Genomic DNA, 13,312 nt, shown 5'->3' with positions numbered 1-13,312 from the left:
CGTGGGTTATCCGCTAATTCGTATTCTGCGCAAGGACCTTGCGATGCGGCTGCGATTTGGCCAGAGGTCGCAGCAACAGTATTTCCAGCGAGGACGTAACGTCAGCACATGCCCACGCCGATCAAGATGCCCGCCCTTTCGCCCACCATGGAAGAAGGCACGCTCGCCAAATGGCTGGTGAAGCCGGGCGACAAGGTCGAAGCCGGCGACATCATGGCCGAGATCGAGACCGACAAGGCGACGATGGAATTCGAAGCCGTGGACGAAGGCACGATCGCCTCGATCATGGTCGATGAAGGCACTGAAGGCGTGAAGGTCGGCACGGTCATCGCCATGCTCGCCGAAGAGGGCGAGGATGTCGATGCTGCAGCATCCGCAGCCCCGGCTGGCGATTCCCCCAAGGAAGAGCCCAAGGCAGCAGAAGCTCCTGCTGCTGCGCCCGCACCCGCTCCGGCACCTGCCGCGGCTGCACCCAAAGCCGCTGGCGATCGCATCCTTGCCTCGCCGCTCGCCAAGCGCATTGCCGAACAAAAGGGCGTCGACCTTACAGGCGTGAAGGGCAGCGGCCCCAATGGCCGTATCGTCAAGGCGGACGTCGAGGGAGCGAGCCCCGGCGCAGCTCCGGCCAAGGCCGATGCGGCGGCTCCCGCGCCTGCTCCGGCAAAGCCTGCGACGCTCGGCGGCGATCTCGATGCGCCTTACGAAGCGCAGAAGCTCAACAATGTCCGCAAGGTCATCGCGCGCCGCCTGACCGAGGCGAAGCAGACCATTCCGCACATCTACCTCACCGTGGACGTGCGCCTCGATGCGCTGCTCAAGCTGCGCGGCGAACTCAACAAGAGCCTGGAGGCGGACGGCGTGAAGCTGTCGGTCAACGACCTGCTTATCAAGGCGCTCGCCCGTGCGATGCAGCGCGTGCCCAAGTGCAATGTCAGCTTCCAGGGCGACGAGCTGTTCCAGTACACGCGCGAGGATATCTCGGTCGCCGTGGCAGCGCCTTCGGGCCTGATCACGCCGATCATCCGCGATGCGGGCCGCAAGGGCCTTGCGCAGATCAGCACAGAGATGAAGGAACTGGCGGGCAAGGCCAAGGACGGCAAGCTGCAGCCGCATGAATTCCAGGGCGGCACTGCCTCGCTCTCCAACCTCGGCATGTTCGGCACCAAGCAGTTCGACGCGGTGATCAATCCGCCGCAGGCGATGATCCTCGCGGTCGGTGCGGGCGAGCAGCGCCCCTGGGTGATTGACGGCGCACTGGGCGTCGCCACCGTGATGAGCGCAACCGGCAGCTTCGATCACCGCGCCATCGACGGCGCCGACGGCGCACAGCTGATGGAGGCCTTCAAGCAGCTGTGCGAGAACCCGATGGGTCTGGTGGTCTGAGGCTCAACGGGGAGTGAGCGGCAACACCCTCTACTTCATCGCCCTGACGCTGGTGGTCCCAATGGCACTTGCCAAGCTGCTGGTAGGCGCGAACTGGTTGCAGACGGGTGCCGCATTCCTAGTTTTATGGGGCGTGCTGCTCCTTCTCGGTCTGATGTGGGGATCGAACTGGGGTGAACGGTTCGGCTGGCCGCTCATCTTTTCGATGTTCGTTTCCATTCCGGCTGTTCCGGTCATCGCTCTCGTACTGAAGAAGACAGGGACTCTCGCCTGAAATGACGTCTGATCGCTCCCCTCTCATCCGCGTCACGGCGATGCCGACCGACCTCAACCCCTATGGCGGGGTGTTCGGCGGCTGGCTGATGAGCCAGATGGCGCTTGGCGCAGGTTCGCTCGCCAGCCGCGAGGGGAAGGGCAAGGCGGTGGTCGTCTCGGCCACGGATTTCGCCTTCCCCGGCGCGATGCAGTTGGGGGACGAACTCTCGGTCTATTGCGAGATCGCAGCGACCGGAAACACCTCGCTCACCATCAGTGCCGAAGCCATCGCGCGCGAACGCAATGGCGAGGCCGAAACCAAGGTGGCGCAGGGCACGTTCAAGTTCGTCCTGCTCGACGAGAACAATCGCCCCCGCGCGGTGTCGGGGCAGTGGGCATGAGCGCTGTCCTACATACCGCGCCGCGTGGCATGAATGGCAGCATGACCGCGCCCTATTTTCACCCGAATACCTATTCCGTTTCCCCTCGCGCGTCCGGGCGGCTTTTTAGTGCCAGGACCGTGTTCCAAGTGTTCCATCCTGTCGGACCAACCGAAGGCTAAATCCAAATGGCTACCAACTACGACGTCATCGTTCTCGGCTCCGGACCCGGCGGCTATGTCGCGGCGATCCGCTGTGCGCAGCTGGGCCTGAAGACCGCCATCGTCGAGCGCGAACTGCTCGGCGGTATCTGCCTCAACTGGGGTTGCATCCCGACCAAGGCGCTGCTGCGTTCGGCCGAGATCAAGCACTACATGGAACACGCCGCATCCTACGGCCTCAAGGTCGCGGGCAAGATCGAGGCGGACCTCGACGCGGTCGTGAAGCGCAGCCGCGGCGTCGCCAAGCAGCTGAACCAGGGCGTCACGCACCTGATGAAGAAGAACAAGATCACGGTGCACATGGGCACTGGCACGCTGACCGGCCCGACCAGCCTCACCGTGAAGGGCGAGAAGGGCGAGGAGAAGCTCACCGCCAAGCACATCATCGTCGCCACCGGCGCGCGTGCCCGCGACCTGCCTTTCGCCCCTGCCGACGGCAAGCGCGTGTGGACCTATCGCCACGCCATGACGCCGGCCGAAATGCCCAAGAAGCTGCTCGTGATCGGATCGGGCGCGATCGGCATCGAGTTCGCCAGCTTCTATAACGACATGGGGGTCGATGTGACCGTGGTCGAAATGCTCGACCGCATCGTGCCGGTAGAAGACAAGGACGTCTCCGTCTTCCTCGAAAAGAGCCTCACCAAGCAGGGCATGACGATCATGACCGGCGCGGGTGTCGAGGCGCTCGATGTGTCGGACAAGGGCGTGAAGGCCAAGATCAAGGCGAAAGACGGCAAGGTGTCCGAGACCGAGTTCAGCCACTGCATCGTTGCGATCGGCATCGTGCCGAATACCGAGAACGTGGGCTTCGAAAAGCTGGTCGAAATGGACCGCGGCTTCATCCAGATCGACGACTATGGCCGCACCAAGTCGAAGGGCCTGTGGGCCATCGGCGACTGCACGCCCGGTCCGTGGCTGGCGCACAAGGCGAGCCATGAAGGCGTCACCACTGCAGAGGCGATCGCCAAGGAACTCGGCAACAAGGATGTCCATCCGCACCCGCTCGACCGCGGCAACATCCCGGGCTGCACCTATTGCCACCCGCAGATCGCCAGCGTCGGCCTGACCGAGGAAAAAGCCAAGGAAGCGGGCTATACGGTAAAGGCAGGCACTTTCCCGTTCATCGGCAACGGCAAGGCCATCGCGCTGGGCGAGGCGGAGGGTTTCGTGAAGACCGTGTTCGATGCGAAGACCGGCGAACTGCTTGGTGCACACATGGTCGGCGCGGAAGTGACCGAGATGATCCAGGGCTTCGTCGTGGGCAAGACGCTGGAAACGACCGAGGCGGAACTGATGAACACCGTCTTCCCGCACCCCACCATCAGCGAAAGCATGCACGAGAGCGTGCTTGCTAGCTACGGCAGGGCGCTGCACATCTGAGGACTGTGAAGGATGCTGGCCCCGGCTTTGCCCCTATGCGGGGCTGGGCTAAGGGGCTTGTTTCCTGACGTAAAACGGGTCCCAGCGCTTCCTCACTATGTCCGATCTGACCGCTCCCTCGAAACTTGCCAGGCTTCGCAGCTGGCTGACCAGCCCGGCCCCCGAATTGCGGGCAGATATCGGCAATACGGCGCGCTACATACCCAGCCTCGATGGTCTGCGCGCAATCAGCGTCCTCATTGTGATGCTGTCGCATTTCGTCACCAACATTTTCCCGGGCGGGTTCGGGGTCTATGTCTTCTTCGTGATCAGCGGCTTCCTGATCGCGCGGCAGTTCTTTGTCGAGCAGGAAGCTACGTCTTCGATCGGTATGACGAACTTCTACCTCAGGCGCTTCTTCCGGCTTTATCCCGTCGCGCTGGTCTTCACTGCAACTGTCGTCGCCCTCTATCTCGCACAGGGAAAGACGGTCGACTGGTGGCAACCGGCATCGGCCCTGTTCTACTTCTCCAACTACTATTTCGCGAGCTTCATCGACCCTTCGCAGCAGGTCATGCCGCTCGTAATCTTCTGGTCGCTGAGCGTCGAGGAGCACTTCTATCTCCTCTTTCCCACCGTCTTCCTGCTCGCGAAGGGTGCCCCCAGACGTCTCGGCTTCATCGTACTCGGCGTGATCGTGGGAGCGCTGGCTCTCAGGCTTGGAATGGCGATCCGACACCCCGAACTGATCGGCAGTTACCATTTCTACTATCGTAGCGAGTTTCGCATGGATTCGATCGCCTACGGAGTTGGCGTCGCGGCGCTCTGCGCAACCGAATGGGGCAGGAGCTTCCTCGCAAGGCTTGCGAACCCTGTCACTTTGGTTGCTGCGGGAGCTATCGTCCTGTTCTGCCTTCTCTACCGGGAGCCGTTCTTCCGCGAGACATGGCGCTACTCGCTGGTCGGAGTCGCAATCGCCGCGGCGCTTGTCAGCGTGCTGTTCTCGGCACGGCTGGGCTGGGTCCAGCGCTTGTTGAACATGCGCTTGCCGGTTTACATCGGGAAGCTGAGCTACTCGCTCTACCTGTGGCATTTCCTCGTTCTCTACCTGACTGGTCCGCTCGGCGACGACTTGCCGCGACCGGCGCTTATCGTCCTGAATTTCGCGTTGAGCTTCGCGGTCTCCTCGGCCTCGTATCACTGGCTGGAGGTGCCTTTCCTCAACTTGAGAAAGCGACTTCACGCTCGGCGGAAGACAAGTCCGGACACAGATGTTAGTCCGTCAGCAAGTACAGAGGTCTGACGACCGCTTGGGGGTAAGGCTGGCTCAATGACATCGTTTCTGGTCCTCGCCTTCCTGATCCTTGTTGCCGGCGTCATTGCCGTCCCGCTCGCGAGCCGCTTCGGCCTCGGATCGGTACTTGGCTACCTCCTTGCCGGAATGGCGATCAGCCCGGTGCTTGCCGCGTTGAATGTCGATGTCGAGGCCTTGCAGGTCTTCGCCGAATTCGGGGTGGTGATGATGCTTTTCATCATCGGCCTCGAGATGGAGCCGAAGCGGCTGTGGGCAATGCGCGGGAAGCTGTTGGGTTTGGGCGGCGGGCAGGTTGTGCTGACTACGCTCGCCATAATGGGAATTGCCCTGATCGATGCGCAGCCATGGCAGACTGCAATGGCGATCGGCATGGTGCTGGCGCTCTCTTCGACCGCGATCATCGTCCAGACGCTCACTGAGAAGAACCTGCTCCGAAGCGAAGGCGGGGAAGCCAGCTTTTCGGTCCTGCTGGTGCAGGACGTCGCGGTCATCCCGATCCTGGCGCTGCTGCCCGTGCTGGCCATGCCGGAGCTCTACGCCGGCGGCGCCGGCCACGCAGAGGGAGGACATGGCGGCCTGGACCTGACGGCAAACATGCCGGTGTGGCTCGCCGCCCTGTCGCGCATCGCAGCGGTGGCAGGGGTCGTCGGAATCGGCATTTACGCCATCCGCCCGCTGTTCCGTTACATCGCTGCGGCGAACCTGCGCGAACTGTTCACGGCGGCCGCTCTCGTGGTGGTCATCGGGATTGCCCTGCTCATGTCGCTCGTTGGCCTGTCGCCCGCGCTTGGCGCCTTTGTGGCAGGTGTCGTCCTCGCCACGAGCGAATACCGGCACGAGCTGGAAAGCGACATCAATCCCTTCAAGGGCCTGCTGCTCGGCCTGTTCTTCATCACGGTTGGGGCGGGCATCGACTTCGTGCTGGCTCAGCAGGTCTGGCAGGACGTAGTCTTCTGGGCCGCCGTCACCATCGTGGCGAAGCTGGCGGTGCTGTTTGTGGTGGGGCGGCTTTACGGCCTCAGGCGGCAGGCGCTCTGGCTCTTCTGTTTGAGTCTTCCGCAAGCGGGCGAGTTCGCTTTCGTGCTGATCGCCTTTGCGGTTGCCAATGCGGTCTTCGCACCTGAATTTGCGGACCTGTTGCTGCTCATCGTGGCGCTCACGATGCTGGTCACGCCGCTGCTGTTCATCTTCTACGACAAGCTCATCGCGCATGCCTATTGCACGGGCGACGAACTGGAAGCGGATACGATCGACGAAGAGAACCCCGTGATTATCGCGGGAAGGGGCAGGGTAGGCGGCATCGTCGACCGCATGCTCCAAGCGGCGGGTCATGCCACCACCGTAATCGACTATGACAGTCACCAGCTGGAAATCGTCCGCAAGTTCGGCTTCCGCACCTATTTCGGCGATGCGACAAGGCCGGACCTGCTGCATTCCGCCGGCATCGACAAAGCACGGCTGCTGGTCGTCGCGATGGATGAGCGCGAGCAGATCGACAAGCTCGTGAAATACGCGACCAAGCACTATCCGAAACTGCACGTCATCGCGCGCGCCATCGACCGCAACCATGTCTACGAGCTCTGGGCCTATGGCTGCCGCGACATCATTCGCGAAACCTACGACAGCAGCCTGCGCATGGGTCGCTCGGCCTTCGAAGCGCTCGGCATGGACCGCCAGCAGGCCCAGGCTGCGACCGATGCCTTCGAGGAAATGGACCGCAAGTTCATGCCCGAGGTTGCCAGTCTCTACCGGCTGGACATTCCGTATCACGAGAACGAGCCGCTGATGCAGCGGGTCAAGGAACTGCGCAGCGAATGGGATCCGATCCTGACTGCGCAGATGGATGAAATCCTCAAGAGGGGCAAATGACCGACAAGGAAGAGCGCGGCACGCACCTGTACGTCCCCGATAGCCGCAACGAGAACGTCTGGATCGATATCAACGGCGAGCACTACCGCCGGCCCGATGCCAAGATCAGCGTATTCGACAGCGGGTTCATGCTGGGTGACGGCGTCTGGGAGGGCATCCGGATGCACGCCGGACGCTTCGCTTTCCTCGACCGCCATTTCGACCGGTTGTGGCGGGGCGCAAAGGCAATCCTGATGGACCTTGGCGTCACGCGGGAAGAGCTGGAAGCACGGCTCTACGCCGTCTGCGATGCGAATGGCATGACCGAAGATGGCGTGCATGTCCGCCTGATGTGCACGCGCGGTATCCGCTCGACGCCCTACCAGGACCCGCGTGTGGTTGTGACGCCCGCGACCATCGTGATCATTCCCGAGTGGAAGGAGCCCGCGCCCGAAACCGCCACGCGCATGCTGCGCCTCTCAACGGTTCATGTCCGCCGCGGATACCCCGACGTGCAGGACCCGATGCTGAATTCGCACAGCAAGCTCAATTGCATCACGGCGTGCATCCAGGCAGCGCAGGCAGGTGCAGACGAAGGGCTGATGCTTGACCCGCACGGTTTCGTTGCGACCTGCAATTCCACCCACTTTTTCATCGTGAAGAACGGGGATATCTGGACCTCCAGCGGCGACTACTGCCTCGACGGCATCACGCGGGGCATGGTCATCGAAGTCGCACGCGAGGCAGGCATTACCGTACATGAGCGTAACTTCTCGCTGACGCATGTCTACGGCGCGGACGAAGCTTTCACGACCGGCACGTTCGCCGGCGTTGCCCCGGTGGGGCAGATCGATGGCAGGGTGCTTGGCACCCAGCGCGGGCCGATGGTCGAACGCCTCCAGCAGCTGTACCTCGCGCGGCTGGCTGCGGACACGAAGGGCAGGGCGCGCCCGTGACCATCCGCATTGCCATGTGGTCGGGACCGCGCAACATTTCGACGGCGATGATGCGCAGCTTCGGGGCTCGACCGGACACCTTCGTGAGCGACGAGCCTTTCTACGGCGCCTATCTGAAGAAGACCGGCGATCCCCAACCCATGGCCGATGCGGTGATTGCCGATATGGACTGCGACTGGCAGTCCGTCGCCGAGGCGATGCGGGGCGAAAGTCCGGACGGCAGTCCGATCTGGTACCAGAAGCACATGCCTCATCACATGGAAGGCCCGGTCGACATCCGGGACTTCCCCGAGACCAGGCACGCCTTCCTCATCCGGGATCCTCGCCGCGTCGCGGCAAGCTATGCCAACAAGCGGACTGCCATCCGGCCCGAACATCTCGGGGTCACGAGGCAGCGATCCTACTTCGAGATGGAGGCCGACAGGCTGGGCTACGCACCGCCGGTGGTCGACACTAGTGACATCCTCGACAACCCCGCAGGCCTCCTTTCAAAGCTGTGCGATAAGCTCGGCATCGAATGGGATCCGGCGATGTTGTCCTGGACAAAAGGACCGCATCCCGAAGACGGGATCTGGGGCACTCACTGGTATGACAAGGTAAATGCCTCGACCGGGTTTGGCTCCCCCCCGGGTGGCCTCCCCGATCTCGCGCCGGAATTCGAAGCAGTGGCCGAAGCTTGCCGGGCAGATTACGAAGCCTTGGCGACCTATCGCATAACCGCCTGAGTTTCGCACAATTTTGCGCGACCCACGCGCAAAGTAGCTCTGCCGTGGAATACAGTATGGGTGACGATGCGCGCGAGCAGTTCAGGGACCATTCGCGCCCCTATTCCCTGAAGGCGTTCTCCTTCAGCCAGGTGATCGGCGTGAAGAGGTACGACAGGATCGAACGCTCCTCGCCCAGCAGGCTGACATTGGCCACCATGCCGGGTCCGATGTCGAGCGGGTCGCCGTCTTGGTCTTTCAGCACCTCGGTGGTCCTGACCTCGACGGTATAGAAGCTTTCTCCCGTCTCCTCGTTCACGACGGCATCGGGCGAAATCGACGTTACGGTTCCGGCCATCTTGCCGAAGATCGCCGGATTGTAGGCGGTGATTTCGACGAACGCTCTTTGGCCGAGACCTACGTTGGCAATGTCCTGCGGGCGCACCATCGCCTCGATATAGAGAGCGTCGTCGGTCGGCACGATCTCGACGATCGGCTCGCCCGAACCGACGCTTCCCCCGACAGTGGTGACAAAGACGCGGTTCACCCGCCCGGTCATGGGAGCGCGGATCACCGTACGGTCGACCCTGTCCTCGAGGCCGGGGAGAGTCATCTTTTGAACCGACAAGTCGGCCTGCGCCTGCGAGAGTTCCATGCCCGCCCGGCTGCGCCAGTCGCTAATCTGTTGAGCCAGCGCCGCCTGTGCCTCGGCGATGCTCGATTGCGACCGGGCGAGGGAGGCCCTTGCCGCAGCGACTTCACTGGCGGCGATCTGGGCGGCGTTCTCGGCCTGAATGAGCTCAATCTCCGGCACGATCTTTTGAGCCGCCAAAGGCCGCAGCATTTCCAGCTCCCGGTTTGCCGTGACGAGATTGGATTCGCGTGCAGCGAGGATCGATTGCGCTTCCGCAACCGAACGCTGCGCCTGGACGACACGTGCCTGTCCCGCCGACCGGAGGCTGCTCAGTTCCGCCGACCGGGCAGAATGAAGCGAGCGCTCGATAGTAACCTGGCTGTCGGGCAAGTTGCCATATGCCGGCGCACCGCCACTAACTTCGGCACGAAGCCTCGCAATACGCGCCTCCAAGGCGTCGACACTGGCTTCCGAACTGCCAAGCGCAGAGCCGGTAATTGCAGGGTTCAGGCGGACGAGGACCTGGCCACGCCTGACGTCCTGTCCTGCGGTCACCAGGATCTCTTCCACCACGCCGCCTTCGAGGTTCGAGGCGACCTGTAGCTTGGAACTCGGGACGACGCGGCCTGACGCCCGTACTGTCCTTTCGACGGTTGCGAAGGCTGCCCAGACGACCGCGATCAACGTGAATGCGGCGATCGACCACAGGATCAGGTTCGACGATTTCTTCGCCTTGAGCTCCTGCTCTTCGAATTCCTCTTCCTCGCCAAGGAGGCTGCTCGTTATCTTGGAAAAGGCGTTCATCGTGCCGCTATCCTTGTAACCTTGCGCGTGATGTCTTCAGGGGTGCCGTCCATCGCCACCCTCCCGCGCGACATGAGGATGACCCGGTCAACCAGGCCGAGCAGGGAAGGGCGGTGGGTAATCAGGATCAGCGTCCGCCCTTGGAACTCGTGGCGCAGATTGTTCATCAGCAGCGCCTCTGTCTCGGTATCGACTGCCGATGTCGGCTCGTCGAACACGAGGATGGGCGGCTGCCCTACGAGTGCCCGCGCCATGGCGATGGCCTGCCGCTGCCCGCCGGAAAGCCCCGAACCGCGGTCTGCCAGCCTCAGGTCGTATCCATTCGGCATGCGCGAGATGAAGTCGTGGGCATGGCTGAGCTTGGCAGCCCTGATCATTTCCTCGTCATCGGCATCAGGACGGCCGAGCATGATGTTCTCGCGGATTGTGCCGGTAAGCAGGGCATTGTCCTGCAGCAGCGCGCCTACTTTCGCACGCAGCGATTTGGGCGTTAGCTGCCGGATATCGGTGCCGTCGATCATGACCAGGCCGCTTGTGGGCGGGTAAAGCCCGATCAACAGCCGCGCGACGGTCGATTTGCCCGATCCGATCGGGCCGATCAGGGCCACGTGCTCGCCCGGCCGGATATTGAAGTTGACTCCTGTCAGGGCCATTTCGGCTGCGCCCGGATACCGGAAATCGACGTCGCGGAATTCTATCCCGCCTTCCAGTTTTGCAGGAGCAAGACCGAGGCCTTCGGGCCCTTCGGCGGGCATTTCCATCATTGCGTCGATCCGGCGATAGGCGGTGCGCGCGGCATGGATCCGCGTCAACAGGACCGAAATCGCCCCGAGAGGTGCGACAGCGCGTCCTGCAAGGATCGAACAGGCGATCAGGCCGCCCATCGTCAGTGACTGGTCGGCAATCGCGAATACGCCGAAGATCACCATGCCGGTATAGGCCATGGTCTGTGCGCTGCCTGCAACCGTAGTGGCGAGATTGGCAGTCAGGCGCTGGCGGAGCGATACGCCTGCATGCCCTTTCATCGCCTCGTCCCAGCGCTTGCTGAGCATGTCGCCGGCGTTCGACGACTTGACCGTTTCCAGGCTCCCGATGGTCTCGACCAGCACGGCCTGTTTCCCCAACGCTTCGTCCAGCGCCTGCGACGAAAGCCGCCGCATGGCCGGCTGCGTGGCGAGGGCTGCGAGGATAACCACTGGGATCATCACCAAGGGCACCATGACCAGCCAACCACCGATCATGGCGATTACCAGCAGCGTAATGATGGTGAAGGGCACATCGACCATCGCGGTAATCGTGGCGGAAGCGAAGAAGTCCCGCAGCGTTTCGATTTCGCGAACGAGGCCTGCTAGCCCGCCAGTTGTGTGCCGGCTGAGATCCAGGCGCAGGGCCAGGATGCGTTCGAAAATGGCCCGCCCGATATCGCGGTCTACGCGCGCACCGGCGATGTCGACGAAATAGGACCGCAAGAGCTTCAGGACAAAATCGAAGATCAGTACAATGCCGAGCCCGATGGCGAGGCCGATCAGGCTTTCGGTCGCATTGTTCGGGACGATGCGATCGTAGACCGTCATCGTGAACAGGGCGGTGACGAGGGCGAAGCAATTGATCAGGAAGGCCGCGACGAGGACCCGCATGTAAAGCGGGCGGTTCTTCTTCAGCGGACCCGATAACCACGGCGCTATGCGCGGCTTCGGCCCATCCGATTCATGTTCCAGGTCTGCCAAGTCCAATCCTCCCCCCAATGAAAGGTCCGGCACCGCTGCCGCGATGGCAGCGATGCCGGTCCCGGACAGTTCCTCCTCAGGCGATGGCGATGGTCATGCCATCTCCCACCACGAGCGGGTCGTCTCCGATCGGTGCCACCATGAAGAGCCCACTGTTCACTGCGTCGGACAGTGCTGCCTGGAATGCCGCGCTGTCCCCGTCGCCGGCGATAAACACGCCGTTGACCGTGCCGCCCTCGTTGTATTCCGCGAGTGCGTTGTGGATGTCCGCGCCAGAATGATCGCTGTCACCTTGCGGGGACTTCCAGCTGTTCTCGCTCGTCTTGATGCGCGAACCGGCCACGTAATCGTCGAAGGTTTCACCGAGTTCGAGGCTCTTCGGGCTACCGTCGGCAAAGCTCTGCATCCAGTCGATGGCATCATCGAGGTAATGCTTTGCCGTGCCTTCCGAACCATCGCCCAGGCTGTTCCCGGCAAGGAAGTTCAGCCAGGTTGCCACGACGTCTCGGCCAAGCTTGGAGATTACGTCGTTGCCGCTCTTAGTCGATGCATCGACCAGGTCCTGAGCATCCTTCAGCGAGATGAAGAACACGTCTTCACCCGTACCCAGGCCATCCCCGTTGTAGTCGCCGACGAGCAGCCCCTGCTTGTCAGCCCCGTTAATTACGCCGTCGCCGTTGCTGTCGACAGCGTAGAGCAAGTCCTGATTGCCGGGTGTGGACGGATCGCCATCGGGGAATCCTTCACCGTCATGTGCCTGGTTGTCGGCAATGCCGTCCCAGAAGGTAAGGCCATTGTTCGGACCCTGCCAGAAGCCTGGGGTGCGGACGCCCGATCCGGGATCGTTGAGCCCGAAGTAATGCGCTGCATCGCTGTCGGACACACCTTGCGCGGTCGAAACCGTGACCGTGTTGATGTGCTGCCCGGCTTCGAACGGCATGGTGTAGTAGACATTGAGCGTCTCGCCCGGAGCGAGCTCGACAGTGTCCAGTACGCCGTCGGCATTGACATCGTTGAGGTCCCAATCCTCATTGGCATCCCGCGATCCGTTGTCGTTGAGATCGACCCACACATCGATCGAGGGATCGGCGTAGTTGAGCTCTCCGGCGAAGACGGAACCTGCCGGTGACGAGAGGATATCGCTGAAGTCGAGTGCAGTCAGCGTGACGTTGCCGATATTGGCTACCGATACGAGGAAGTAGATCGGCGTATTGGCCGTCGTCGCCTGCGGTCCTGTCGGACTGTCGTGATCGTCGAGTACAGGATCGAAGGTGTTGCCGCTGATCGAAACAAGCTTCTCGACGTCGATTGCGGGGTTGCAGTCGATCGGGGTGTTGACGGTGGAGGGGCCGTCGCTGACCTGCTGCTCGCCGAACAGCGCCGTGACGCTGGCCGAGTTGGTGATCTTCTCGTCACCGCCTTCATAGCAGTTGGTGTCGATCATCAGCTGGGTCACCTCGACGGTGAACACCCAGGTCCAGGTCTCGCCTACGTCGAGCAGGCCGTTCTCGTCGCCGCTCTCGACATAGACCAGGCCGCTGGTGTCGTAGCCGGCGCCTTCGAACAGGTCGGTCACGTCGACATCGCTCAGCGTCACATTGCCTTCGTTGGCAACCGTGATGCGGTAGGTGATCGTATCGCCTGCCGTGTCGATGATGCCGTCCTCGTCGAGGCTCTCGTCCTCGTTGTTGACCGACACCACCTCCTTCAGGATCGAGATGTCGGG

11 protein-coding genes are annotated in these 13,312 nt (G+C 62.3%); 8 read left to right on the top strand and 3 right to left on the bottom strand.

Annotation, left to right across the window (positions count from 1 at the left end; all coding sequences use genetic code 11):
• Nucleotides 1-108 precede the first annotated feature (108 nt).
• The 8 genes from LCL94_RS00055 to LCL94_RS00020 all read left to right on the top strand — a co-directional run bounded on the left by LCL94_RS00055 (nt 109) and on the right by LCL94_RS00020 (nt 8,442).
• On the top strand, nt 109-1,383 hold the full coding sequence (locus tag LCL94_RS00055; RefSeq protein WP_224830466.1) for a pyruvate dehydrogenase complex dihydrolipoamide acetyltransferase: 1,275 nt from the start codon (nt 109-111) through the stop codon (nt 1,381-1,383).
• A 13-nt stretch (nt 1,384-1,396) separates the two neighbouring features.
• A complete protein-coding gene (locus LCL94_RS00050) occupies nt 1,397-1,657 on the top strand; it encodes a hypothetical protein (protein ID WP_224830465.1) in 261 nt (86 codons plus the stop codon).
• 1 nt (nt 1,658) lies between these two features.
• Nucleotides 1,659-2,039, top strand: coding sequence for an acyl-CoA thioesterase (locus tag LCL94_RS00045; RefSeq protein WP_224830464.1), 381 nt, complete (start codon nt 1,659-1,661; stop codon nt 2,037-2,039).
• Nucleotides 2,040-2,206: 167 nt separating this feature from the next.
• Nucleotides 2,207-3,619: a dihydrolipoyl dehydrogenase gene (lpdA, locus tag LCL94_RS00040; RefSeq protein WP_224830463.1), complete on the top strand. Its 1,413-nt coding sequence runs from the start codon at nt 2,207-2,209 to the stop codon at nt 3,617-3,619.
• A 97-nt stretch (nt 3,620-3,716) separates the two neighbouring features.
• Complete coding sequence (locus tag LCL94_RS00035) at nt 3,717-4,901, top strand: acyltransferase family protein (protein WP_224830462.1); 1,185 nt, start codon at nt 3,717-3,719, stop codon at nt 4,899-4,901.
• A 27-nt stretch (nt 4,902-4,928) separates the two neighbouring features.
• Nucleotides 4,929-6,782 carry a cation:proton antiporter gene (locus LCL94_RS00030; protein WP_224830461.1) on the top strand — a complete coding sequence of 618 codons (1,854 nt, stop codon included), beginning with the start codon at nt 4,929-4,931 and terminating at the stop codon, nt 6,780-6,782.
• Entirely contained in the window at nt 6,779-7,717 is a 939-nt protein-coding gene (locus tag LCL94_RS00025; protein ID WP_224830460.1) for an aminotransferase class IV, read from the top strand. Before LCL94_RS00030 ends, LCL94_RS00025 begins: the two co-directional genes overlap by 4 nt.
• Nucleotides 7,714-8,442 (top strand): sulfotransferase, encoded by a 729-nt coding sequence (locus LCL94_RS00020; protein ID WP_224830459.1) that lies wholly within the window; start codon nt 7,714-7,716, stop codon nt 8,440-8,442. Before LCL94_RS00025 ends, LCL94_RS00020 begins: the two co-directional genes overlap by 4 nt.
• A 100-nt stretch (nt 8,443-8,542) precedes the next feature.
• On the opposite strand, the gene LCL94_RS00015 is transcribed toward LCL94_RS00020, so the two are convergent.
• The 3 genes from LCL94_RS00015 to LCL94_RS00005 all read right to left on the bottom strand — a co-directional run.
• Entirely contained in the window at nt 8,543-9,859 is a 1,317-nt protein-coding gene (locus LCL94_RS00015) for an HlyD family type I secretion periplasmic adaptor subunit (protein WP_224830458.1), read from the bottom strand.
• Nucleotides 9,856-11,586: a type I secretion system permease/ATPase gene (locus LCL94_RS00010; protein ID WP_224830457.1), complete on the bottom strand. Its 1,731-nt coding sequence runs from the start codon at nt 11,584-11,586 to the stop codon at nt 9,856-9,858. Before LCL94_RS00010 ends, LCL94_RS00015 begins: the two co-directional genes overlap by 4 nt.
• A 76-nt stretch (nt 11,587-11,662) precedes the next feature.
• Nucleotides 11,663-13,312: DUF11 domain-containing protein (locus tag LCL94_RS00005; RefSeq protein ID WP_224830456.1), on the bottom strand; the 1,650-nt coding region annotated here is incomplete at its 5' end.

The sequence above is a fragment of the Qipengyuania gaetbuli genome (assembly GCF_020171365.1).
Classification (GTDB): Bacteria; Pseudomonadota; Alphaproteobacteria; order Sphingomonadales; family Sphingomonadaceae; genus Qipengyuania; species Qipengyuania gaetbuli_B.
The sequence above is the reverse complement of the archived record's forward strand: the minus strand, read 5'-3'. Positions and strand labels throughout refer to the sequence as shown.

Coding starts and splice junctions, on each gene's coding strand:
- LCL94_RS00055 (WP_224830466.1), top strand. CDS start 109: ATGCCCACGCCGATCAAGATGCCCGCCCTTTCGCCCACCATGGAAGAA.
- LCL94_RS00045 (WP_224830464.1), top strand. CDS start 1,659: ATGACGTCTGATCGCTCCCCTCTCATCCGCGTCACGGCGATGCCGACC.
- lpdA (WP_224830463.1), top strand. CDS start 2,207: ATGGCTACCAACTACGACGTCATCGTTCTCGGCTCCGGACCCGGCGGC.
- LCL94_RS00035 (WP_224830462.1), top strand. CDS start 3,717: ATGTCCGATCTGACCGCTCCCTCGAAACTTGCCAGGCTTCGCAGCTGG.
- LCL94_RS00030 (WP_224830461.1), top strand. CDS start 4,929: ATGACATCGTTTCTGGTCCTCGCCTTCCTGATCCTTGTTGCCGGCGTC.
- LCL94_RS00025 (WP_224830460.1), top strand. CDS start 6,779: ATGACCGACAAGGAAGAGCGCGGCACGCACCTGTACGTCCCCGATAGC.
- LCL94_RS00015 (WP_224830458.1), bottom strand. CDS start 9,859: ATGAACGCCTTTTCCAAGATAACGAGCAGCCTCCTTGGCGAGGAAGAG.